Raw genomic sequence first — 23,470 nt, 5'->3', positions numbered from 1 at the left:
ACATAAGATTAAAAATGAAGATGATCAGGTTTATTTTTGATCATCAGAGAAAAATAATGGGTTTATTCTTTGTGAGAGTAACATTTTATTCAATCGGATAAGTGGTAAACCAATTAAAGAATTTGGATCATCACCGACAAACTTATCAAATAGAGTAATACCTAGCCCTTCAGATTTAAAACTTCCAGCACAATTGAAAGGCATTTCTTTATTTAAATAGCTAATAATTTCTTCGTCAGTTAAATGGCGAAAATAAACTTGAAATAATTCACAATGCGTTTGATGTTCTAAAGTTAAGCTATTATATACAGTTAATCCTGTGTAGAACGAGATACACTGTCCTGAAGCTTGCTTTAGTTGTGCAAAGGCATTATCAAAATTATGGGGTTTTCCCGTGATCTTTTCATTCAGCACACAAACTTGATCAGAACCAATTATAAGGTGTTGTGGAAATTTTGCTTGTAAAGCGCTAGCTTTTTCATAGGATAAGCGACTGACAAGATCTTGAGCGCACTCTGTGGGCATTGGGGTTTCGTCAATCTCTGGAGATGCCTGTATAAAGGGCATCCCAAGCTTTTTCAGCAACTGAGCTCGAAAGGGTGAAGTAGACGCAAGAACGAGTGGCAACATATTTTTTTTAAAATCCGTAGCAAAATGATGCCTGACATTCTAAACTATGCGCCGCTGATAAAGCGAATTTTGGTGGAAAGGTGTAGATAACCCGCCTTTTTCTTTGACTATATTCCATTACAAAGATAATATGCGCGCCTTATGCAAAAGGTAAAATTACCCCTGACCATTGATGCGCTGCGAGCAGCTCAAAAGAATTTAGACTATGACGGTCATTATTCTCCAGAGCAAGTAAGCCGCTTAGCTGAATCGGTGGTCAGTGTGGACAGTGATATTGATGTGGTTTTATCATTTGATATTGACCATCAACGTCTTGCCGTGATTAAAGGACATTCCGATGTGGATGTGACTTTAGAATGTCAACGTTGTGGTGGCCATTTTCCGTATCATGTTCACGCAACATATTGTTTTAGCCCTGTTGTCAGTGATGAACGGGCCGAGGCATTACCGGAAGAATATGAACCAGTCGATGTAAACGAATTTGGTGAAATAGATTTACTAGCGATGATTGAAGATGAAATAATCCTCAACTTGCCAGTAGTTCCGGTACATGATTTTGAACACTGTGAAGTGTCCGACGCGGATATGGTGTTTGGTGAACTCCCTGAAGAATTATCAGAGAAACCAAATCCATTTGCCGTATTAGCCAGTTTAAAGAAAAGTACTAAGGAGTAAGGTCAATGGCCGTACAACAAAACAAACCAACTCGTTCTAAACGTGGTATGCGTCGCTCTCATGACGCACTGACAGTAACTCAGGTTTCTGTTGACAAAACTTCTGGTGAAACTCACCTGCGTCACCATGTAACTGCTGACGGTTACTACCGTGGCCGCAAGGTTATCAACAAGTAATTAGCTTTATAGCTCGTTGATACCTTGACAAATCTAACCATAGCGTTAGATGCGATGGGCGGGGACTTCGGTCCTCGCATCACAGTGCCTGCTTGTTTGCGGGCGCTGGCATCTAATCCTCATTTAAAAATATTGCTGGTAGGTCAACCAGACTCTATTACTCCTCTGCTTGCAAATCAAAATGCCGAGCTAATCACCCGTTTACACGTTATACCCGCAGAACATATTGTCGCCAATGATGCCAAACCTTCACAAGCTATCAGAGCAAGTAAAGGTACATCAATGCGAGTGGCACTTGATCTGGTGAAAACAGGGGAAGCACAGGCTTGTGTCAGTGCAGGGAATACTGGCGTATTGATGGGATTAGCAAAACTTCGACTTAATGCTATCGATGGAATTGAACGTCCTGCACTGGTTTCGGTATTACCCAACCAGAAAAAAGGCAAGACGGTTGTTCTGGATTTAGGCGCTAACGTAAATTGTGATAGCAAAATGCTAGTGCAGTTTGCGGTAATGGGCGCAGTTATGGCCGAAGAGATAGCAGGGATTGATTCACCGAAAGTGGCGCTTTTAAATATTGGTGAAGAAGAGAGTAAGGGATTAGATAATATCCGCGAAGCTGCTACGGTATTAAAATCGACGCCGAATATTAATTATATTGGTTATGTTGAAGGTAATGAATTACTGACAGGCAAAACTGATGTATTGGTGTGTGACGGCTTCGCAGGTAATGTCTCTCTTAAAACGATGGAAGGGGTTATCAGAGTTTTTCTTTCATTGATTAAATCTTCTACTACCGAAAATAAAAAAACGCCGTGGTGGATGAAAATATTGAAGAAGTGGTTGCAAAAACGGCTAATTAAGCGTTTTGGACATATGAACCCCGACCAGTATAACGGTGCTTCTCTGTTAGGATTACGCGGTATCGTCATTAAAAGCCATGGTGGCGCAAATGAAAGCGCGTTTACAGCAGCAATAGAACAGGCTGTTCATGCCGTTGAGCGAAAAATTCCAGAGCGAATTGCTTCACGACTGGCAACAGTATTACCCAAGAGCGATTGATAGAATGTATACAAAAATCTTAGGTACTGGTAGTTACTTGCCTGTACAAGTGCGAACTAATGCCGATTTAGAAAAAATGGTTGAAACATCTGACGAGTGGATTGTTACCAGAACGGGTATTCATGAACGTCGAATTGCAACGGAAGAAGAAACGGTTGCCGTAATGGGGGCAGGTGCTGGCAAAAAAGCACTAGAAATGTCAGGTATTGATAAACAAGATATTGGGTTGATTATCGTTGCAACTACATCTGGCTCACATGCATTTCCAAGTGCGGCTTGCCAAATTCAAAATGCATTAGGTATTAATGACTGTATTGCTTTTGATGTTGCGGCAGCATGTTCAGGTTTTGTTTATGCATTAAGTATTGCGGATCAATTTATTAAAGCGGGTTCTGTTAAAAAAGCGTTGGTTATTGGTGCTGACAGATTATCTCACGCTTTAGATCCAGAAGATCGTGGCACAATTATTCTGTTTGGTGATGCGGCAGGTGCTGTGGTTGTTGGCGCATCAGAAGAAGAAGGTATTATCTCTACCCATTTACATTCTGATGGACGTTTTGGTGATCTCTTAGCATTACCTTATCAGAGTAGAGAAAATGACGATTTATCTGCTTACGTTACTATGGCAGGAAATGAAGTCTTTAAAGTCGCAGTTCGTGAGCTTGCCCACATTGTGGATGAGACTCTTGAAGCTAACAAAATTGATAAATCTGAACTGGACTGGCTTGTGCCTCATCAGGCAAATTTAAGAATTATTTCAGCGACAGCGAAAAAGCTGGATATGACAATGGATAAAGTAGTGGTGACATTAGATCGCCACGGCAATACGTCAGCAGCATCAGTCCCAACAGCATTAGATGAAGCTGTAAGAGATAATCGCATTAAACGTGGTCAGTTAATCTTACTGGAAGCGTTTGGCGGCGGTTTTACTTGGGGTTCTGCACTTATCCGTTTTTAATATTATCAGGAAAATAAACATGACTGATTTTGCAATGGTTTTTCCCGGACAGGGATCACAATCTATTGGAATGCTTGCAGAACTTGCAGAGCAATATCCAATTGTGACTGAAACATTCGCTCAAGCATCTGATGTATTGGGTTACTCTCTTTGGGACTTAGTTCAAAATGGTCCAGAAGAAGAGTTAAACAAAACATGGAAAACACAGCCAGCATTATTAGCTGCTTCTGTCGCTATCTGGCGTGTATGGCAAGAAAAACAAGGCAAAATGCCACAAATGATGGCAGGTCATAGTCTTGGCGAGTATTCTGCTTTAGTGTGTGCGGGCGTTATTGATTTCGCTGCTGCAATTAAATTAGTAGAATTACGTGGTCAATTGATGCAAGAAGCCGTGCCAGCAGGTACTGGTGCAATGTATGCGATTATCGGTTTAGATAATGACGCTATTGCAAAAGCTTGTGAAGAAGCAGCGCAAGGACAAGTTGTCTCGCCTGTAAACTTTAATTCACCAGGGCAAGTCGTTATTGCGGGTAACAAAGAAGCCGTAGAACGTGCTGGTGTGTTATGTAAAGAAGCTGGTGCTAAACGAGCTTTACCATTAGCAGTAAGTGTGCCTTCACACTGTGCTTTAATGAAACCTGCCGCTGATAAGCTTGCGGTTGCATTACAAGAAATCGAATTTAAACAACCTAAAATTCAGGTTGTTAATAACGTTGATGTGATAGCGCAAACTGATGCAAATGCAATCCGTGATGCGTTAGTTCGCCAGCTTTATAATCCAGTTCGCTGGACCGAAACGGTTGAACTTATTGCCGAAAAAGGTATTACACAACTGTTAGAAATCGGGCCAGGAAAAGTATTAACTGGCTTAACTAAACGTATTTCTAAAGAAATGAACGCAGCAGCAGTTAATGATATTGCATCATTAGATGTTGCATTAGGAAATGACTGAGGGATCTCATGGGATTTGACGGAAAAATAGCGCTAGTTACTGGTGCAAGCCGTGGTATTGGCCGTGCGATTGCAGAAGATTTAGTTGCACGCGGTGCAACAGTAATTGGTACAGCAACGAGTGAAAACGGTGCACAAGCTATTAGCGAATATTTAGACGGTAAGGGTAAGGGTTTTGTGTTAAACGTCACAGAAAACGACTCTATCGAAAAATTTTTAGCAGATGTGCGTGCTGAATTTGGCGAAATTGATATTTTGGTCAATAATGCAGGTATTACTCGTGATAACCTGTTGATGCGCATGAAAGATGATGAATGGCAAGATATCATTGACACTAATCTTTCATCAGTCTTCCGTCTGTCTAAAGCAGTTATGCGTGCTATGATGAAAAAACGTCATGGTCGTATAATTACCATTGGTTCTGTTGTTGGAACCATGGGTAACGCAGGACAGGCAAACTACGCGGCGGCAAAAGCGGGTGTGATTGGTTTTAGTAAATCATTAGCACGCGAAGTTGCTTCCCGTGGCATTACGGTGAATGTTGTTGCTCCAGGTTTTATTGAAACTGATATGACTAGAGCATTAACAGACGACCAAAGAGCAGGTATTTTATCTCAAGTCCCTGCTAACCGTTTAGGTGATGCCAAAGAGATTGCCAGTGCTGTAGCTTTCTTAGCTTCTGATGAAGCGAGCTATATCACGGGTGAAACATTGCATGTCAATGGTGGCATGTACATGATCTAATTATGGGGACGTCTTTATATTTGCTTTTTGCGTACAATATAATGCAAAATATAGCGAATAAAGTAGTCCACACAGTCGGGATTGGTTAGATCTTTTCCTGTATTTATAAACTAAGAAAATCATCGCGCAAGCGAGTTTTGATAGGAAATTTAATAGTATGAGCACTATCGACGAACGCGTTAAGAAAATCATTGTTGAACAACTGGGTGTTAAAGAGGAAGAAGTTGTAAATTCAGCTTCATTTGTTGATGACTTAGGCGCTGATTCTCTTGACACAGTTGAGCTGGTAATGGCTCTGGAAGAAGAATTCGATATCGAAATCCCAGACGAAGAAGCAGAAAAAATTACTACAGTTCAAGCTGCTATTGATTACGTTGAAAACGCAGGTAAATAAGCTTGCTAATCTAGGCGGTCACTCGACCGCCTATATTTTTAATCCTAAACTTTTTCCCTCCTTGGAGGATAAGCGTGTCTAAGCGTCGTGTAGTTGTGACCGGACTAGGCATGTTATCTCCTGTCGGTAATAACGCAGAAGCTTCTTGGAAAGCTGTGTGTGCCGGACAGAGTGGTATCGGCCTTATCGAAGATTTTGACACCAGTCATCATGCGACTAAATTCGCTGGATTGGTAAAAGATTTCAATCATGAAGATTATAATCTTTCGCGTAAAGATGCGCGTAAGATGGATCTTTTCATCCAATATGGTATTGCAGCTGGTGTGCAGGCCATTGCGGACTCAGGTCTTGAAGTAACAGAAGCCAATGCAAGTCGTATCGGAGCTGCTATTGGTTCTGGTATTGGTGGCTTAGGCCTTATCGAAGAAAACCATACATCTATGATGAATGGTGGTCCTCGTAAAATTAGCCCATTCTTTGTACCTTCAACCATTATTAATATGGTTGCAGGGCATTTAAGCATTATGTATGGTCTTCGTGGCCCTACAATCTCTATCGCAACAGCGTGTACTTCAGGTGTTCATAATATTGGACATGCTGCACGTATTATCGCTTATGGTGATGCAGATGCAATGCTGGCAGGCGGTGCTGAAAAAGCTACCACACCATTAGGTTTAGGTGGCTTTGGTGCTGTTCGTGCATTATCAACACGTAACGACAATCCTCAAGCGGCTAGCCGCCCATGGGATAAAGATCGTGATGGTTTTGTATTAGGTGATGGTGCGGGTGTTCTTGTTCTTGAAGAGTACGAACACGCTAAAAACCGTGGCGCTAAAATTTATGCTGAAGTGGTTGGTTTTGGTATGAGCAGCGATGCTTATCACATGACTTCACCAGCAGAAAATGGCGAAGGTGGCGCGCTAGCAATGACAAATGCACTGAAAGATGCAGGTATTGCCTCATCAGAAGTGGGTTATATCAACGCACACGGTACATCAACGAATGCAGGCGATGTTGCTGAAGCACAAGCGGTAGAAAACGTATTTGGTAAAGGCACTGATGTATTAGTTAGCTCAACAAAATCTATGACAGGTCACTTATTAGGTGCTGCGGGTGCTATTGAGTCTATCTTTACTATCCTTTCATTACGTGATCAAATTGTACCTCCAACAATTAACCTAGATAATCAAGACGAAAATTGTCATCTTGATTTTGTTCCTCATAAAGCCCGTAAAGTTGAGAACATGGAGTATGCTCTGTGTAACTCATTTGGCTTTGGTGGTACTAACGGTTCAATTCTCTTTAAACGCGTATAAGCCGTTTTTGTAGAAAGCTGAAAAATACCTAAAGACCCAGGATTATTCTGGGTCTTTTATTTTGTCCTTTTACTGCCAGTTGTTTTATCATGTGCAGATTGATATCAATAACATAGATGTAAGGTGTGTTAGATGTATTGGGTAAATGGACAACAGCAACAAAATGTAGATGCCAGTGATCGAGCGGTACAGTTTGGCGATGGCTGTTTCACAACACTTGCTGTTGAGCAAGGTGATCCCATTTTATTATCTGCACATATAAATCGCTTAAAACAAGGCTGTAACGCTCTCTTTATACCGCATCCAAATTGGTTTGAACTTAAACAGCAGATCATAGATATCGCTTCACGAGTTCAAATAAAAAGTGTGATTAAAATTATTATTAGTCGTGGTTATGGTGGACGCGGATACTCTTCCAATGGATTTGTAACACCGACGGTAATCATATCTCTGTCATCTTATCCTACTCATTATCTCCACCAGCAAAGTGAAGGTGTATCGCTTGGTATAAGTCCTGTTGCCTTAGGGCAAAATCCTTTATTGGCTGGGATCAAACATCTCAATCGTCTAGAACAAGTCCTTATTAAATATCATTTAGAAAAAACAGAATTTGATGATGTTTTAGTGTGTGATAATGAAGGATATTTAGTTGAAGCTAATGCGGCGAATCTTTTTTGGCGTAAAGGAGATAGGCTTTTTACACCAGATCTGACTAATTCAGGAGTAAATGGCATTATGCGTCAATCCATTTTTCAATTAGCTCAGAAAAATCGTTGGCAAATTGATATTGTGAGAGAAAAAACAGAAACACTTTATCAGGCTGATGAAATATGGTTAACAAATGCGTTGATGCCAGTGATCCCCGTTTCACAAATCACTTTTTCAGATGATAAGTGCTATCAATATCCTAGTAGGGATTATTATCATGTTGTTTTGCAACACAGTTTGTCACTTAAATAGAATTTAATGAGTCATAAATGAAGATAAAAAAAATAGTATGGATAGTTTTTTTTGCCTTATTAATTAGCCTTGGTGCAGTTGCATTGTATATGATGCAACATATTCGAGGCCTAGAGGAAAACATTGTTGTAAAACAAGATGAAATGTTACTGACTGTGCCAGCAGGAACAGGGCGTGTTGCCATGGAGCAACTATTAATAAAAAATAATCTGCTTAATGAAGGGGATTATTTTCAGGTTTTATTAAAAGTCAAACCAGAACTAAGTCAATTTAAAGCAGGAACTTATCGCTTAACAAAAGGAATGACACTGCGAGATGTTTTACTGCTTATTAAAAGTGGTAAAGAAGCTCAGTTTTCTATCCGCTTTATTGAGGGTAGTCGTTTAAAAGATTGGCAGGCGATTTTTGAGCAAGCGCCTCAGCTTACTGCTATCGCACACACGATGGATAGCGATAAATTACGTCAAGAAATAGGAATAAAACCGGAGATCAGCAATCTGGAAGGTTGGTTTGCACCAGATACATACCATTACACGGCGGGGACGACCGACGTCGCAATTTTAAAACGCGCCTACCAGCAAATGGAAAAAACATTAGAAGAAGAATGGATTAAACGCGATAGTGATCTACCGTATAAATCGGCTTATGAAATGCTGATTATGGCATCCATTATTGAAAAAGAGACAGGTATTGATGCTGAAAGAACAAAAGTGGCGTCTGTGTTTGTCAATCGATTAAAAACTAATATGCGATTACAGACTGATCCAACGGTTATTTATGGTTTAGGTGATAAATATAGAGGCACGATTTATCGTAGTGATTTAAATGGCTATACGCCTTATAACACGTATCAAATTGATGGCCTACCACCTACACCAATAGCAATGCCAAGTGTTGCTTCAATTAGAGCAGCTGCACATCCAGCAGATACTCGTTATTTCTATTTTGTTGCGGATGGAACGGGTGGCCATAAGTTTTCAACCACACTCAATGAACATAATAAAGCCGTCGCGCAATATCGACGCTTACAACAAAGATAATTATGAACAACAGTAAATTTATTGTAATTGAAGGACTTGAAGGTGCTGGAAAAACCAGCGCGATCCAAACGGTTATCGATACACTTAAAGATAAAGGTATCACCAATCTGGCATTTACTCGAGAACCCGGTGGCACCCCCCTTGCCGAAAAATTACGTGAGCTTATCAAGCAAGGTATTGAAGGTGAAAAAGTTACGGATAAAGCCGAATTGTTGATGCTATATGCAGCGCGTGTTCAGCTGATAGAAAATGTGATAAAACCTGCACTTGCTGAAGGTAAATGGGTTATTGGGGATAGACATGATCTCTCTTCACAAGCTTATCAAGGTGGCGGGCGTGGCTTAGATAAAGATCTTATGTTGTCACTTCGTAATACGGTGCTTGGTAATTTTCGCCCTGATTTAACTTTATATCTTGATTTAGATCCGGTTATTGGGCTTACCAGAGCGCGTGCTAGAGGCGAGTTAGACCGGATTGAAAAAGAATCAATGGATTTCTTTTATCGTACTCGTGAACGTTATCAAGCATTGGCTAAAGAGGATGATTCTATTATCACGATAGATGCATCTCAAACCATGGATAAAGTACAAGCAGATATCCGTCAAATCTTAACAGCGTGGCTAGCTCAGCAGGAAAATAAATCACTATGAATTGGTATCCTTGGCTAAATCAGGCATATCGACAACTTATTAGCATGTATCAAGAAGGGCGAGGTCATCATGCTTTGCTTTTGCATGCGATAGATGGCATGGGAGGAGAAGCGCTCTCTTATGGGCTAAGTCGTTGGTTAATGTGCCAGAATAAACAGGGATTAAAAAGTTGTAATGAATGCCATAGTTGTCGTTTGATGCTTGCTGAAACACACCCCGATTGGCATATTTTGCAGAGTGAAAAGGGGAAATCCACAATTGGTATTGAAGCAGTAAGAAAAATCACTGAAAAGCTGGAGCATCATGCTCAGCAAAGTGGTTTTAGAGTTGTTTGGATAAAAGACGTTGAAGCATTAACAGAAGCAGCGGCAAATGCATTGCTTAAAACGTTAGAAGAACCGCCTAAAAATACCTATTTTTTACTGAATTGTCAGCATCCAGAGGTTTTATTAGCGACATTGCGTAGTCGTTGTTTTTATTACCATTTAGCAACGCCTGATCTTCAACACGCAACGCACTGGTTACAGCAACAATTACCAAACATACCTTATGCAAATAGTGTAACGGCATTAAATTTATCGCAGAACGCTCCAGTTTTAGCGCTTTCCTTATTGAAAGATGAGTGGAAAGAAAGAGAGATTTTTTGCCAAGCTTTATATGCAAGTATACAACAACATGATTTATATGCATTTTTGCCACAATTAAATCAAGATAATGCCGAGCGTCGCTTATACTGGTTATTATCATTACTGCTTGATGCATTAAAATACCAAACCAATGCACAAGTGTATTGTGTGAATCAAGACCAGCAAGCATTGATTATGGCGTTATCACAATGGCCTTCGGATATTTTATTATCCACTATTGATGGATGGAAACAGTGTCGTTATCAGTTAATGACCATCCCAGCATTAAATAGAGAATTATTACTAGTAGAACAGCTACTAGATTGGGAAAATCAGCTAACCACAAAAAATTAATTAGCTATACATTAATTATGATTTAGCTGTAATAAAAAACACCTATACTCTAACTCATTCGAGTTGCAGGTAGGTGGCAAGCAAAGTTATCCGGATGAGCATACTCATGTATGTGATCCGGGTAGCTGAGCGTAGCCAACACCCCCTGTAACTTGAAGGATGATGAGTATATAAGTCGTACCAGATAAATGAGAGTAAGTTATGTTTTTAGTTGATTCACACTGCCATCTCGACTGCTTAGATTATGAAAAATTACATGAAAATATTGATGATGTTGTCGAAAAAGCACAGCAGCGTGATGTTCAATATATGTTAGCAGTGGCAACCACATTACCGGGTTTTAATAGAATGCGTGAGTTAATCGGTAAACGTGACAACATCGCCTTTTCTTGTGGGATCCATCCTTTAAATTTAGATGAAGGTCATGATGTTGAAGCGTTAGCACGTTTAGCTACCGCACCTGATGTTGTGGCTTTAGGTGAAACAGGGCTAGATTACTATTACCAACAAGAAAATGCGGCTCTGCAACGTGAAATTTTTCGTGAGCATATACGCATTGGACGCCAAGTTAATAAACCCGTTATTGTGCATACACGCAGTGCTCGCGAAGATACATTATCTATTTTAAAAGAAGAGAAAGTTCAAGATTGTGGTGGTGTTCTGCATTGCTTTACTGAAGATAAAGAGACAGCAACAACACTACTTGATCTTGGAATGTATATCTCTTTTTCTGGTATTGTGACATTTAGAAATGCCGAACAAATTAGAGAGGCCGCTCGTATTGTTCCTCTTGATCGAATTTTAATTGAAACAGACTCCCCTTATCTAGCGCCAGTACCTCATCGCGGAAAAGAAAACCAACCAGCTTATGTCCGTGATGTTGCAGAGTATATGGCTGTCTTAAAAGGGGTGAGTGTTGAAGAGCTAGCGCAACAAACAACACGTAATTTTGCTAAGCTTTTTCATATTCAAAACTTGCCTGCTTAATAGAATTAATCAGGAATTAAAATAAATAATAAGGTGATGGAAATGGCAGAAGAAACAATTTTCAGTAAAATTATTCGTGGTGAAATTCCAGCCAATATCGTTTTTCAAGATGATTTAGTGACGGCATTTCGTGATATTTCACCTCAAGCACCCACTCATATCTTGATTATTCCTAATAAACTTATTCCTACTGTAAATGATGTTACTGCAGAAGATGAGCAAGTATTAGGACACCTTTTTGTTGTTGCGGCAAAAATTGCACAACAAGAAGGTATTGCTGAAGATGGCTATCGCTTAGTGATGAACTGTAATAAACATGGAGGACAAGAAGTTTTCCATATTCATATGCATTTGCTTGGCGGAAAACCATTAGGGCCATTATTAAGCCTGTAATGGATATGATGCTAACAGCAGGATAATAGGAAATAATAGATGATAAGACAAGGTAAGGCGGTTTGTTCATTACTTATTGCTGTATTTATGACGATATTACTCTCAGGATGTTTTTCATCTCATTCAGATAATAAACTCTATTTCAATCGTCAGCAGGCTATTATTATGGAGCCTTCGGTATTAGCTGTAGGTGTTGTTGCTGGTCAGCCAGCCATTGAACATTATGTTAATGGCACAAAAGCGACAGTTATGTTATCAAATACACAATCTTACCCTGTCTCTATTCGCTATCGTTTTTATTGGTATAACGAACAAGGACTTGAAGTTTCTCCTGCTGGGAATGTACATGATGTGACTATTCTTGGTGATGGTGATATCGAAATTAGCGGTGATATACCAGATAAAACCATTAGTTATGTCAGAGTTTATCTCTTTACTTAGGATAAGGTAACACGAGCATGAAAAGAGTTTTATTTGTGGCGATGTCTGTGTTTTTATTAGCAGGTTGTCCATCAATGTTGCCACAACAACCGCCTGTGCCTGTAGAGCCAGTGACACCTACAGAGCCAGTAGAGCCGCCTAAACCGATAGAGCCACCAATTGAAATTGTGCCGACGCCACCTAAAATTACAAGCATTAATTGGAATGCGGCCGTCACCCCTTTAATTAGAGAAATGGCAGTGACTGGTGATTTAGAAGTGGGTAAGCTTATCGTTGTTGATAATGTTAAAAATAATTCAGGTGGGAATATCCAAGCAGTAAATGCAACCAATACTATCATCGAATCAGTTAATAGTATTAGTGCATTGCAAACTGTGCCTTATACGCAAATGATGTCTGCACGAAAAGCCCTTGGTTTATCTGGTGAAGATAGCTTAGGGCTTCGTAGTGCCGCGATTGGCTTAGCTCGCTATTTGAAAGCCGATTATATTTTATTCTCAACTGTTGATGGTAAAAAAGATAATCGTGTGATCAGTATGCAGTTAATGTCGGTTTCTTCTGGTGAAATTCTTTGGAATGGGCGCCATAAGGTTGAGTGATCCGCATTACTCAAGTTTGCTTAATGCCTTGCAAGCACTTTTCCCTGCAACGGCATTAAGCAAATGGAATATTATTGCATTAGAAGGATCGGGCGGTGGTGCTTTTCGCGTGCAATGTGCAGATATTGACTGGGTTGCTCGCTATTATGGTGATGAAAAAAAAGCGCTTTATGTACATGGAAGAAAAGAATACGCCATTTTAAAACAGTTATCAGGCTCTAATTTATCGCCAAAAGTTGCTACACGTTATAAAGAGTGGTTTTTTCTTTATTGGTTACAGGGTGAACATCTTACTCATCAATCACTTTTTAGTACTTATTTAAAGCCATTGGCTGAAAAAATAGCAATACTTCATCAATACACACCGTTAGGGTTCCCTCTTAACTTAAATCATGAATTATTAATCTATTGGCAGTGTATTGATAGAAAACGTTTATCTGCTAAATGGTTACGTTTACAACAACATTTTTTACGCCAACCGCGATGCAATCTCATAAAATACGCGCCTGCTCACATGGATTTACATGTTGAGAATATTCTTCTTAGTGATTCCGGTATAAAATTTATTGATTGGGAATATGCGGCCGATATCGATACAGCGGATTCGTTGATGACGTTTTTTGCGACAAACCAACTTAATGAAGCGCAACAAAATATGTTTTTGGATTATTACTGTTCGTATCATAGTCATTATACTCAATCCAAAGAGACAGACATTTATTCAGTGAAGGAGTTGAGAGAGCGTATTTTTTCAAGAGAGCCATTCATTTTTTATATGATGCTAATGTGGTATGAAGTCCGTTGGCAACAAACAAAAGATGGATCATTTTTAGTAATGTCTGAACCTTTACGTCACTATTTTAGTCTGACGAATTAAAGATATTATCTTGTCACAATTACAAAGAGAGGAATGTTATGGGTCCGGTAATGCTTGATGTTGAAGGATATGAACTCGATAGTGAAGAACGTGAAATTTTAAAACATCCTCTTGTCGGTGGATTAATCCTTTTTACCCGCAACTTCCACGATGCTGAACAATTAAATGAATTAGTTCGCCAAATTCGTGATGCATCTCATGAGCGCCTTGTGATTGCAGTAGACCAAGAAGGGGGACGAGTACAGCGTTTCCATAATGGCTTTACACGCATACCGGCAGCTCAATCTTATGCGGCATTAAATGAAGGTTATCAAGCGAGCCATTTAGCACAAGAAGCTGGATGGTTAATGGCATCAGAAATGATTGCTATGGATATTGATATCAGTTTTGCACCTGTCCTCGACTTAGGTCATAACTGTATTGCCATTGGTGAGCGTTCTTTCCATGATTCGCCAGAGATTGCCATGGCAATGGCAGAGAGCTTTATTAAAGGTATGCGCTCTGCGGGTATGAAAACAACAGGTAAACACTTCCCAGGACATGGTGCTGTTAGGACTGACTCTCATAAAGAAACACCTCGTGATGACCGCTCTTTAAATGATATTCGCCAACGTGATATGTCTATTTTTAAAGATTTTATTCAACGTCAGCTATTAGATGCCATTATGCCAGCTCATGTTATTTATTCTCAGGTTGATGAGCGTCCGGCAAGTGGTTCATCATATTGGCTGAAATCGATCTTACGTGAACAACTAGGCTTCCAAGGTGTTATCTTTTCTGATGATTTATCGATGGAAGGTGCTGCCATTATGGGAAGTTATGCAGAAAGAGCACAACGTTCACTAGATGCTGGTTGTGATATGATTTTAGTGTGTAATAACCGAAAAGGGGCAGTGAGTGTGTTAGATAACCTGTCCTCTGTCAAAGCAGAACGCATTTCCGCATTGTACCATCACCGAGGTCGTTATACATTGAGTGAGCTACAAACCTCTGATCGTTGGAAAAAAGCGAATCAGTTGCTGACTCAATTACAGGAGCAATGGCAGGAGCGAGCATGATTATATATTTACATGGTTTTGATTCCACAAGTCCTGGAAATCATGAGAAAGTTTTACAGCTACAGTTTATTGATCCTGATGTCCGTTTTTTAAGCTACAGTACGTTGCATCCTCGTCATGACATGCAACACTTACTGAAAGAAACGGATAAAGTGATTAAATCCACGAAAGAGCCCGTATTAATTTGTGGTGTAGGATTAGGTGGATATTGGGCAGAGCGTATTGGTTTCTTATGTAATATTCGTCAGGTAATGATTAATCCTAATCTTTTCCCTTACGAAAACATGACAGACAAAATCGACAGACCTGAAGAATATTTAGATATTGCAACGAAATGTATTAAAGATTTTCGTTCTAAAAACAAAGATAACGCTTTAGTGATTTTATCTCGTAATGATGAGGCTTTAGATAACCAGCGTTCTGCTGATGAGTTATCGCCTTATTACTCTGTCATTTGGGATGAAGTGCAAACGCATAAATTTAAGAGCCTGTCTGAGCATCTATTTAAAATTAAAGCGTTTTATAGTAAAGATTAAGACTAAAGTAATGTGTTTAAAATGGATGGTGTTTGTTCCATCCATTTTTCTATCTAACATAGCGAAAATGCGTATACTCTTCTGCTATCTATCTCTTTTCAACATTTGTTTTGCTCCTTTATTTTTTATCATCTCAATTATCACGACTGATTTTAATCATTCTCTATATGCTTGTTTTCTAGTTCGTTGTATTAATTGATAAAAAAATATCCTTATGTTTTTTAATGGTGATTGATTTATCACTGAATGGCAAAAAACGACTATTTTCTTCAAAAAATAGATATGAATATTCAAATATTTTTGATATAAATCAACTTTGGTATGACCATCTTCCCAGCTAACTTGTTTAAGAACAAAAATAACAGCCGAAACGATTTAACTGTCGTTATTTAAGTAGATTTCACTAAGGTTATTTAAATAACAACAGTAAATATCTTTATGGAGTGACGTTAAATGTCATTAAAAAAAATTGTTATTGTCGGTGGTGGCGCTGGTGGATTAGAACTGGCGACTAAGTTAGGCAATAAATTAGGGCGCAGCAAAAAAGCAGAAATCACCTTAGTGGATCGCAACAATAGTCATCTTTGGAAGCCCCTTCTACATGAAGTGGCAACAGGCTCTTTAGATGACGGTGTTGATGCTTTAAGTTATCTCGCACATGGTTATAACCATCACTTCAATTTCCAATTAGGTTCATTAATAGGGCTTGATCGTGAGCAAAAAAATATCACACTGGCTGCTATTTATAATGAAGAGCAAGAACTACTCGTACCTGAACGCATATTAGACTACGACATTTTAGTGATGGCGTTAGGCAGTAAATCAAACGATTTTGGCACACCGGGTATTAAAGAGAACTGTATTTTCTTGGACAGTCCTCAACAAGCACATCGTTTCCATAATGAAATGTTGAATTTATTTTTAAAATATTCAGCAGATACCAATGCACAAGAAGAAAATCGTAAGGTAAATATTGCGATTGTAGGTGGGGGAGCGACAGGCGTTGAACTTTCCGCTGAATTGCATAATGCAGTACGTCAGCTTAATAGTTATGGATTAAAAAAATTAGCACCTTCAGCATTAAATATCACTTTGGTTGAAGCTGGAGAACGCATTTTACCTGCATTACCGGTACGAATTTCGAGTGCAGCACATCAAGAATTAACAAAATTAGGTGTGCGAGTAATGACTAAAACTATGGTCACAAGCGCAGATGAAGGTGGATTAAACACCAAAGAAGGCGAGCATATTGATGCCGACTTAATGGTGTGGGCCGCAGGTATTAAAGCACCTGATTTTATGAAAGAGATTGCTGGCCTGGAGACGAACCGTATTAATCAGCTGGTTGTTAAACCTACCTTACAAACAACCTTAGATGAATCTATCTTTGCGATTGGTGACTGTTCTTCTTGCCCAAGAAAAGATGGCGGTTTTGTTCCACCAAGAGCACAATCTGCACATCAAATGGCAAGTCGTTGTTATGGCAATATTTTAGCCATGTTAAAAGACAAACCGCTTAAAGATTATGTGTTTACCGATCATGGCTCATTAGTTTCACTCTCAAAATTTAGTACTGTGGGGAGTTTGATGGGGAATTTAATGAAGGGGGATATGATGATCGAAGGGCGTATAGCGCGGATTGTTTATATCTCTTTATATCGAATGCACCAAATAGCTTTGCATGGTTATATCAAAACAGGGCTTATGATGTTAGTCGGATCAATCAACCGAGTGATTAGACCAAAACTAAAACTCCATTAATTTATCTTTTGCTTTACCGAGAAGACAAAAGTCACCTTTTAAAACCCTCATATTGTATGAGGGTTTTTTATCTATTTTTTCTTTTAAATTAAATAATTAAATGAGAATATCTAAATAAGATAAATAATCTCAGCATAAAGCACTAGGCGATTTATCTGTCGATATCAAAAATAACCAATAACTCTAAAACTAAATATCACAATGATAAATATAATTTTATTATTAAGGTCAAGCTGTAATATCAAAGATAACGTTAACTTTATTTATTACGCTAAATTATTTAAGACTTTTCTTAAATAAAAAATGATGTTTAATTCATTAATTCATCAAATAAAATGTTATGGTATTTCATAAATTTGTATTAGAAAAATAATAAGTGAAAATTATTAAAGTTAAGCTTAACTTGTTATTTTTACTCGTATTTAATTAGGTTAAATAGTTTTACAAATCTTAAAAGTAAACTTTATAATATAAGTTAAATATGAAAGAGTCCCTATTTTTAGGCAACATTTGTTAATCTGGTGTTATCATAATGATGTATTATAAATAGCATAACGATTTCTATTTTTTCAGTTTAATAAATTAAGATCTATCTTAATTTAATGTATAAGTATTAAGAATGTCGTCATTATTTATTTAATTAAGTAATTAAAACAGAAATAAGTGGTGTATTTAACATGTCATAAATACGTAGTTTACTTATTATGTTAATCAGCATGGATGTTGAATTAAGCTATCAGATTAGAGAATTCATTTATTGAATACTAAATATATTAGCCAGTTAGAGTGAAACAGTGGCTTTTATTCTATATCTGTAGCAATTAAGGATAAAACGAATAAAAAGGGGTAAAAGTGGGTGTTAATGTCAGAAAGTACACACTAATAGGGCTAATCATAGCATTAGCTATTCTTTCATTTATTGTATGGAGGTGGGTATTTCCCCAACCTCAATATGCTCATGTCGTTTCGGCTACACCTATTAAATCAACCGTTTTTGTGACAGAAGAGTATTGTCATCGAATCGGCTTACCAACACCTTTTACACCAGAAAACTTGTCACGATTTCATCCCGCAGAGCAAGAGTGTCGAGTGTTCTATATGATTGAAGCACTCAATAACAGTAATATTGCTAATTTCCCTTATCCTCAATTTAAAGAGTGTATCCCGATTTATCGTCAAGAGCGTAGAATTGTTGGTTATGATGTGCTTTATACTATTGATGGAACACCAGGCAAAGTACGCACCACGTTTAAACCCGGTGAAGTTATCGCATTAGATTCTGATGGTAGGCTGATTTTAGAACAAGATCCTTATTGTTCTATGAATGAAAAAGTACCTTGTCGCAAAGAGTAAACCTAACAATATACAAGAGAGGCGTAATGAAATTATTTCAATTACGCCTTTTTGTTGATTCAATAACTGCTAAAGCTCGGTTGTTTTGTGCTCATTAAATGCACTTAACATATCATCGATAAAAGTGAGTCGTTTTTCACGCTCAGCTAAGTCTGTAATAAACTTCAGTTTTGATGGGCCATCTAAACGGAAAATAGCAGGTTGCTCTTGAAGTAAGCTGATTAAATATCCCGGATCAACCTTGTTCTTTTCACCAAACTCAACAAATCCACCTTTGTCATGGGCTTCAATTCGAGTAATGCCCAAGTTTACTGCACTTAAGCGAATAGCTGCATTACGTAGTAGATAACGCCCTGCATCAGGTAATTTACCAAATCTATCGATTAACTCTGCTCTTAGATCATTAAGCTCAGTTAAATCGATTGCACTGGCAATTCGTTTATAGAATGAAAGTCTGACATTTACATCAGGAATGTAATCATCAGGCAATAAGACAGGCATTCTTAATTCAATTTCAGTTTGTTGATTGGTGAGATCTTCAAGTGATGGCTCTCTACCTTCTTTTAGCGCTTCTACTGCACTTTCCAGCAATTCCATATAAAGCGAGAAACCGACGGTATTCATTTGACCGCTCTGTTCTTCACCTAATAATTCACCAGCGCCTCGAATTTCTAGATCATGAGTCGCTAATGCAAAACCTGCACCCAGATCTTCCAGTGAAGCAATCGCTTCTAAACGTTTATGAGCATCCTTTGTCATTGCTTTAGGATGTGGTGTCAACAAATAAGCATAAGCTTGATGATGAGAACGACCGACACGACCGCGTAATTGATGTAATTGGGCTAAACCAAAGTGATCTGCACGTTCAATAATAATGGTGTTTGCGCTCGGTATATCGATACCTGTTTCAATAATTGTGGTGCAAAGTAACACATTAAAACGTTGGTGATGGAAATCATTCATCACACGCTCAAGTTCACGTTCACGCATTTGTCCGTGACCAATACCAATACGTGCTTCAGGGACGAGTGCGGCCAGTCTCTCACGAGCTTTTTCGATATTCTCAACATCGTTATACAAGTAATAAACTTGTCCACCACGCAATGTTTCACGCAAGATAGCTTCACGCACTACTAAGTCATCATATTCCCGCACAAAAGTTTTTACGGATAAGCGACGTGCTGGTGGTGTTGCAATGATAGAAAGATCACGCATACCACTCATTGCCATATTTAACGTACGAGGAATAGGTGTTGCCGTTAGCGTTAAAATATCGACATTTGCACGCATGGCTTTTATTCGTTCTTTGTGACGAACACCAAAGCGGTGCTCTTCATCGACAATGAGTAGCCCTAAATCTTTCCATTGAATATTAGGCTGAAGGAGTTTATGTGTACCAATGACAATATCAATCGTTCCTTCAGCCAGTTTTTCTGTGATTTGCTGTTGCTCTTTAGTGCTACGAAAGCGCGAGATCATCTCAATGTTAACGGGCCAATTAGCAAAACGATCACGGAAATTATCAAAATGTTGCTGAGCCAATAAGGTGGTCGGCACTAAAATGGCGACTTGCTTATTGTTGTTAACGGCAAGAAATGCAGCGCGCATTGCAACTTCTGTTTTACCAAATCCCACATCACCACAGACGAGTCTATCCATTGAAATGGCTTGGCACATATCGCTAAGGACAGCATTTATCGCCATTTCTTGATCAGGTGTTGTTTCAAAAGGAAAGCTTTGGCGGAATGCTTGGTACTGCTCTTTATCCATTTTAAACGCAAAGCCCGTTTTTACTTCACGTTGAGCATAAACATCTAATAACTCTGCTGCGACATCACGTACTTTTTCGGCGGCTTTTTGGCGCGCTCTTACCCATGCATCGCCACCTAATTTATGCAGTGGGGCATTTTCATCTGCGCCACCAGAATAACGACTGATTAAATGAAGTGATGAAACAGGCACATAAAGTTTGTCATTACCTGCGTAACTTAACATCAAGTATTCAGCTTTAACGCCACCGGCTTCTAGTGTTGTCATTCCTTGATAGCGACCAACACCATGCTGAAGGTGAACAACAGGTTGTCCTATGCTTAATTCAGCAAGGTTGCGAATTAAGGTATCTGTATTGATAGCGCGACGATTGTCTTGGCGACGGCGATTAATGCGTTCACCTAACATATCACTTTCACAGATCATGGCTAATTGACGATGATTATCAATAAATCCATGTTCAGCAGCACCAATAATAAAATAAAAACCTTTCTCTTGAGCGTCAGATAATTCAATGATCTGCTTGGGTGCTATTTTTATCCGTGATAAAAGCTCTTGTACGGTTTCGCGTCGACCTTCACTTTCAACAGAGAAAATAATACTGCCTGAGAATTGTTCTTGGAATCGACGTAAGTTATCTAAAGGTGATTTGCTTTGAGCGTTAATCGATAAATCAGGGAGTGGTTGATAGCCTAAATTGGTCTGCCCAGCTTTTTCTGGTAGCGTTTCTGTTTTAAGTTGAATACGAGGCCACTGTTTTAACTCTTTATTAAATTTATCAACATTTAGCCAAATATCATCAGGTGGTAACAGAGGGCGCATAGGATCAACGCGACGGCTTTCAAAACGTTGATTAATGTCTTGCCAAAACTTTTCTGCAAAATCTTGTAGATCTTGCGTTACTATCAATGTGTTTTTAGGGAAATAAGCAAATAAGTTAGATAAAGGTTGTTCAAAAAACAGGGATTGCCAATATTCAATTCCCGTTGGCAATATGTGTTTACTGACTTGCTGATAAATATGTTCAGGATCACGTCTTACATCAAACCGTTCACGCCATTGACTACGGAAAATTTCTATCGCATTTGCATCGGTTGGAAATTCATGGGCTGGCAGTAAATTAATTTGCTCAACCTCAGCTAGTGTCCGTTGTGTATCGACATCAAAAGTGCGCAGGCTATCTATTTCGTCATCGAAAAAATCAATACGATAAGGAAATTCACTTCCCATAGGAAATAAGTCTAATAATGCACCACGCGTTGCGTATTCCCCATGTTCTAATACTTGTTCTACATGGCGATATCCTGCTTCATCTAATGTTTTACGTAAATTATCACGAGAAAGTACCTCTCCTTTTTGCATTACCAGCGCATGACTTGCGAGATAATCAGTCGGGCAGACTTTCTGCATTAACGTATTGACTGGTAAGATTAAAATTCCCTTGAGAAGTGATGGAATACGGTATAGCGTAGAAAGGCGGTTTGAGATAATTTCTTGGTGAGGTGAAAAACTGTCATATGGCAGAGTTTCCCAATCCGATAATGTCTCTACTGGATAATCACAAAACTGGCGGATTTCATCTTGTAAACGTAATGCATTTTGCATATCGCGAGTAACAAGAACGACTAATCCAGAGTGACGTTTGATGATCTCTGCACATTCTAGAGCACAAGCGGCACCAGTCAGTTGACCTAGCTGACGAGTATCCCCTTGTTTTATAGGAAGTTGATAACGATATTCTGAGGACATAAGCGTGTAATGTGAACTCTTTGTTGTAGTTAACTCCCAACACATCTTTAGCTTAATGGCTAAAGCTTAAACTGGCGGGCAGGTTAAGATAAAAGAAAAAACCACAGTTTGGGAATAGAGTGGTTCCATTCAGTAAGACTACCCTTTATTATCCCTGAACACTTCGCATTAGCAACAGGAACAGCACAGATTTCATGTACAATTCTGTCTCATTTTATATAGGGCTCCGTTATATGCGGGGTCGTGCGGTCGATAAATTCGGTCGCTTCGTCTCATGGCTATCCGCTTTAGGGATTATGTTAGGTGTAGCAGCACTGATCACAGTGACTTCTGTCATGAATGGCTTTGAACGTTCATTGCAAGAAAGCATTCTTGCTTATATTCCACAAGCAATCGTGACATCACCTAACGGACAAGTACCCCGAGATTCAAATATAGCTGAAAGATTACTGACGCGTGAAGGTATCATAAACGTTACCCCTTTAGTAGAAGGCGATGTTGTTTTACAGAGTAAAGACAATATCAGCGTTGGTGTCATGCTAGGTATAGAAAAAGAGCAAGATGAACCTTTAACGAAACATATTCGTTATGGAGATTTTTCTATGCTAAAAGCAGGTGACTATGGTGTGATCCTCGGAAGTGGCCTTGCTAAACAGTTAAAAGCAAAAGAGGGGGATAATATTCGCCTTATTGTGCCAAGTGTAAGCCAATTAACACCAATGGGAAGATTACCTAGTCAACGTTTATTTACAGTTAAAGGTATTTTTCAAAGTGGTGGTGATGCAGATGTCTCACAAATCTTAGTTAATCAGCAAGATGCAGCACGTTTAATGCGTTATCAGCCGGGCAATATCACAGGATGGCGTCTTTTCTTTACTGATCCTCTCAATATCGAAAAATACAGTGAACAATCTTTAGATAAAAATCTTAGTTGGAGAGATTGGCGCGAACGTAAAGGTGAGTTTTTCCAGGCTGTTAAAATGGAAAAAAACATGATGGGCTTATTATTAAGCTTAATTATAGCTGTGGCAGCTTTTAATATTATTACCTCACTTTCTTTGTTGGTGATGGAAAAACAAGGTGAAGTTGCTATTTTGCAAACAATGGGGCTAAAACGCTCTCAGATTATGTCCATCTTTATGCTACAAGGTGCTGGTGCTGGTATTTTAGGTGCGGTAGCGGGAGGTCTATTAGGGGCATTACTCTCAAGTCAATTAAACGTCATTATGCCAGCGGTAGGACTTATTCCTCAAGGTGTCGAATTGCCTGCAACACTTGATTGGGGGCGCGTCTTTATGATTGGTTTCGCCGCTATTATTATTTCTCTTTTATCCACTTTATACCCGTCTTGGCGGGCCGCGGCTATTCAGCCAGCAGAGGCGCTACGTTATGAGTAATTCTTCTTTGAAT

General features: G+C 39.0%; 24 protein-coding genes. 22 read left to right on the top strand and 2 right to left on the bottom strand.

The features are described 5' to 3' along the window. Positions 1-30 precede the first annotated feature (30 nt). Positions 31-630, bottom strand: coding sequence for a Maf family protein (locus DK858_RS02885; protein WP_109396146.1), 600 nt, complete (start codon positions 628-630; stop codon positions 31-33). Positions 631-771: 141 nt separating this feature from the next. Here DK858_RS02885 and yceD point away from each other — a divergent pair, with 141 nt between their 5' ends. From yceD to umoD, 21 genes are all read left to right on the top strand, one after another. Continuing rightward, positions 772-1,305 carry a 23S rRNA accumulation protein YceD gene (gene yceD / locus DK858_RS02880; protein ID WP_006537253.1) on the top strand — a complete coding sequence of 178 codons (534 nt, stop codon included), beginning with the start codon at positions 772-774 and terminating at the stop codon, positions 1,303-1,305. Positions 1,306-1,310: 5 nt separating this feature from the next. Then, positions 1,311-1,481 (top strand): 50S ribosomal protein L32, encoded by a 171-nt coding sequence (rpmF, locus tag DK858_RS02875; RefSeq protein WP_006537252.1) that lies wholly within the window; start codon positions 1,311-1,313, stop codon positions 1,479-1,481. Between the two features lie 24 nt (positions 1,482-1,505). After that, on the top strand, positions 1,506-2,543 hold the full coding sequence (gene plsX / locus DK858_RS02870) for a phosphate acyltransferase PlsX (protein ID WP_109396145.1): 1,038 nt from the start codon (positions 1,506-1,508) through the stop codon (positions 2,541-2,543). A 4-nt stretch (positions 2,544-2,547) separates the two neighbouring features. Then, complete coding sequence (locus tag DK858_RS02865) at positions 2,548-3,501, top strand: beta-ketoacyl-ACP synthase III (protein WP_109396144.1); 954 nt, start codon at positions 2,548-2,550, stop codon at positions 3,499-3,501. A 19-nt stretch (positions 3,502-3,520) separates the two neighbouring features. Next, complete coding sequence (fabD, locus tag DK858_RS02860) at positions 3,521-4,453, top strand: ACP S-malonyltransferase (protein WP_109396143.1); 933 nt, start codon at positions 3,521-3,523, stop codon at positions 4,451-4,453. A gap of 8 nt (positions 4,454-4,461) precedes the next feature. Continuing rightward, positions 4,462-5,196 carry a 3-oxoacyl-ACP reductase FabG gene (gene fabG, locus DK858_RS02855; RefSeq protein WP_088493190.1) on the top strand — a complete coding sequence of 245 codons (735 nt, stop codon included), beginning with the start codon at positions 4,462-4,464 and terminating at the stop codon, positions 5,194-5,196. Between the two features lie 157 nt (positions 5,197-5,353). After that, on the top strand, positions 5,354-5,590 hold the full coding sequence (gene acpP / locus DK858_RS02850) for an acyl carrier protein (protein WP_004247087.1): 237 nt from the start codon (positions 5,354-5,356) through the stop codon (positions 5,588-5,590). Positions 5,591-5,664: 74 nt separating this feature from the next. Continuing rightward, positions 5,665-6,906: a beta-ketoacyl-ACP synthase II gene (gene fabF, locus DK858_RS02845; protein WP_109396142.1), complete on the top strand. Its 1,242-nt coding sequence runs from the start codon at positions 5,665-5,667 to the stop codon at positions 6,904-6,906. Positions 6,907-7,038: 132 nt separating this feature from the next. After that, positions 7,039-7,866, top strand: coding sequence for an aminodeoxychorismate lyase (gene pabC, locus DK858_RS02840; protein WP_109396141.1), 828 nt, complete (start codon positions 7,039-7,041; stop codon positions 7,864-7,866). Between the two features lie 17 nt (positions 7,867-7,883). Continuing rightward, complete coding sequence (gene mltG / locus DK858_RS02835; RefSeq protein ID WP_109396140.1) at positions 7,884-8,906, top strand: endolytic transglycosylase MltG; 1,023 nt, start codon at positions 7,884-7,886, stop codon at positions 8,904-8,906. A 2-nt stretch (positions 8,907-8,908) separates the two neighbouring features. Beyond that, a complete protein-coding gene (gene tmk, locus DK858_RS02830; RefSeq protein WP_109396139.1) occupies positions 8,909-9,556 on the top strand; it encodes a dTMP kinase in 648 nt (215 codons plus the stop codon). Beyond that, positions 9,553-10,536 (top strand): DNA polymerase III subunit delta', encoded by a 984-nt coding sequence (gene holB / locus DK858_RS02825; protein ID WP_109396138.1) that lies wholly within the window; start codon positions 9,553-9,555, stop codon positions 10,534-10,536. Before tmk ends, holB begins: the two co-directional genes overlap by 4 nt. Before the next feature lie 201 nt (positions 10,537-10,737). Continuing rightward, entirely contained in the window at positions 10,738-11,523 is a 786-nt protein-coding gene (locus tag DK858_RS02820; RefSeq protein ID WP_109396137.1) for a metal-dependent hydrolase, read from the top strand. Between the two features lie 42 nt (positions 11,524-11,565). Further along, entirely contained in the window at positions 11,566-11,916 is a 351-nt protein-coding gene (gene hinT, locus DK858_RS02815; protein ID WP_109396136.1) for a purine nucleoside phosphoramidase, read from the top strand. 39 nt (positions 11,917-11,955) lie between these two features. Next, positions 11,956-12,357 carry a YcfL family protein gene (locus tag DK858_RS02810; protein ID WP_109396135.1) on the top strand — a complete coding sequence of 134 codons (402 nt, stop codon included), beginning with the start codon at positions 11,956-11,958 and terminating at the stop codon, positions 12,355-12,357. Positions 12,358-12,374: 17 nt separating this feature from the next. Further along, a complete protein-coding gene (locus DK858_RS02805) occupies positions 12,375-12,956 on the top strand; it encodes a penicillin-binding protein activator LpoB (RefSeq protein ID WP_109396134.1) in 582 nt (193 codons plus the stop codon). Next, positions 12,934-13,833: a phosphotransferase gene (locus DK858_RS02800; protein WP_109396133.1), complete on the top strand. Its 900-nt coding sequence runs from the start codon at positions 12,934-12,936 to the stop codon at positions 13,831-13,833. The genes DK858_RS02805 and DK858_RS02800 overlap by 23 nt, the downstream gene beginning before the upstream one ends. A 38-nt stretch (positions 13,834-13,871) precedes the next feature. Then, positions 13,872-14,891, top strand: a complete 1,020-nt coding sequence (nagZ, locus tag DK858_RS02795) for a beta-N-acetylhexosaminidase (RefSeq protein ID WP_109396132.1) — start codon at positions 13,872-13,874, stop codon at positions 14,889-14,891. Beyond that, the gene (gene ycfP, locus DK858_RS02790) at positions 14,888-15,427 is read left to right on the top strand and encodes an alpha/beta hydrolase YcfP (RefSeq protein ID WP_109396131.1); all 540 of its coding nucleotides are present in this window, start codon (positions 14,888-14,890) and stop codon (positions 15,425-15,427) included. The genes nagZ and ycfP overlap by 4 nt, the downstream gene beginning before the upstream one ends. Positions 15,428-15,880: 453 nt before the next feature. After that, complete coding sequence (locus tag DK858_RS02785; RefSeq protein WP_109396130.1) at positions 15,881-17,188, top strand: NAD(P)/FAD-dependent oxidoreductase; 1,308 nt, start codon at positions 15,881-15,883, stop codon at positions 17,186-17,188. Between the two features lie 852 nt (positions 17,189-18,040). After that, positions 18,041-18,541, top strand: a complete 501-nt coding sequence (gene umoD, locus DK858_RS02780; RefSeq protein WP_109396129.1) for a flagellar biogenesis regulator UmoD — start codon at positions 18,041-18,043, stop codon at positions 18,539-18,541. A gap of 69 nt (positions 18,542-18,610) precedes the next feature. Here umoD and mfd read toward each other — a convergent pair whose 3' ends face one another. Continuing rightward, positions 18,611-22,060 carry a transcription-repair coupling factor gene (gene mfd / locus DK858_RS02775; RefSeq protein ID WP_109396128.1) on the bottom strand — a complete coding sequence of 1,150 codons (3,450 nt, stop codon included), beginning with the start codon at positions 22,058-22,060 and terminating at the stop codon, positions 18,611-18,613. 194 nt (positions 22,061-22,254) lie between these two features. Between mfd and lolC the strand changes: the two genes are divergently transcribed. Then, the gene (gene lolC / locus DK858_RS02770; RefSeq protein WP_109396127.1) at positions 22,255-23,457 is read left to right on the top strand and encodes a lipoprotein-releasing ABC transporter permease subunit LolC; all 1,203 of its coding nucleotides are present in this window, start codon (positions 22,255-22,257) and stop codon (positions 23,455-23,457) included. Positions 23,458-23,470: the final 13 nt, after the last annotated feature.

It is taken from the genome of Proteus faecis, from assembly GCF_003144395.1.
Lineage (GTDB): Bacteria > Pseudomonadota > Gammaproteobacteria > Enterobacterales > Enterobacteriaceae > Proteus > Proteus faecis.
Note: the sequence above shows the minus strand (reverse complement) of the source record. Positions and strands in the feature narration are given on the sequence as shown.

Bases quoted from the DNA above. Each gene is read 5' to 3' on its own strand.
- DK858_RS02885 (WP_109396146.1), bottom strand. From the start codon at position 630: ATGTTGCCACTCGTTCTTGCGTCTACTTCACCCTTTCGAGCTCAGTTG.
- yceD (WP_006537253.1), top strand. From the start codon at position 772: ATGCAAAAGGTAAAATTACCCCTGACCATTGATGCGCTGCGAGCAGCT.
- rpmF (WP_006537252.1), top strand. From the start codon at position 1,311: ATGGCCGTACAACAAAACAAACCAACTCGTTCTAAACGTGGTATGCGT.
- DK858_RS02865 (WP_109396144.1), top strand. From the start codon at position 2,548: ATGTATACAAAAATCTTAGGTACTGGTAGTTACTTGCCTGTACAAGTG.
- fabD (WP_109396143.1), top strand. From the start codon at position 3,521: ATGACTGATTTTGCAATGGTTTTTCCCGGACAGGGATCACAATCTATT.
- fabG (WP_088493190.1), top strand. From the start codon at position 4,462: ATGGGATTTGACGGAAAAATAGCGCTAGTTACTGGTGCAAGCCGTGGT.
- acpP (WP_004247087.1), top strand. From the start codon at position 5,354: ATGAGCACTATCGACGAACGCGTTAAGAAAATCATTGTTGAACAACTG.
- pabC (WP_109396141.1), top strand. From the start codon at position 7,039: ATGTATTGGGTAAATGGACAACAGCAACAAAATGTAGATGCCAGTGAT.
- mltG (WP_109396140.1), top strand. From the start codon at position 7,884: ATGAAGATAAAAAAAATAGTATGGATAGTTTTTTTTGCCTTATTAATT.
- tmk (WP_109396139.1), top strand. From the start codon at position 8,909: ATGAACAACAGTAAATTTATTGTAATTGAAGGACTTGAAGGTGCTGGA.
- holB (WP_109396138.1), top strand. From the start codon at position 9,553: ATGAATTGGTATCCTTGGCTAAATCAGGCATATCGACAACTTATTAGC.
- DK858_RS02820 (WP_109396137.1), top strand. From the start codon at position 10,738: ATGTTTTTAGTTGATTCACACTGCCATCTCGACTGCTTAGATTATGAA.
- hinT (WP_109396136.1), top strand. From the start codon at position 11,566: ATGGCAGAAGAAACAATTTTCAGTAAAATTATTCGTGGTGAAATTCCA.
- DK858_RS02810 (WP_109396135.1), top strand. From the start codon at position 11,956: ATGATAAGACAAGGTAAGGCGGTTTGTTCATTACTTATTGCTGTATTT.
- DK858_RS02805 (WP_109396134.1), top strand. From the start codon at position 12,375: ATGAAAAGAGTTTTATTTGTGGCGATGTCTGTGTTTTTATTAGCAGGT.
- DK858_RS02800 (WP_109396133.1), top strand. From the start codon at position 12,934: ATGGGCGCCATAAGGTTGAGTGATCCGCATTACTCAAGTTTGCTTAAT.
- nagZ (WP_109396132.1), top strand. From the start codon at position 13,872: ATGGGTCCGGTAATGCTTGATGTTGAAGGATATGAACTCGATAGTGAA.
- ycfP (WP_109396131.1), top strand. From the start codon at position 14,888: ATGATTATATATTTACATGGTTTTGATTCCACAAGTCCTGGAAATCAT.
- DK858_RS02785 (WP_109396130.1), top strand. From the start codon at position 15,881: ATGTCATTAAAAAAAATTGTTATTGTCGGTGGTGGCGCTGGTGGATTA.
- mfd (WP_109396128.1), bottom strand. From the start codon at position 22,060: ATGTCCTCAGAATATCGTTATCAACTTCCTATAAAACAAGGGGATACT.
- lolC (WP_109396127.1), top strand. From the start codon at position 22,255: ATGTACAATTCTGTCTCATTTTATATAGGGCTCCGTTATATGCGGGGT.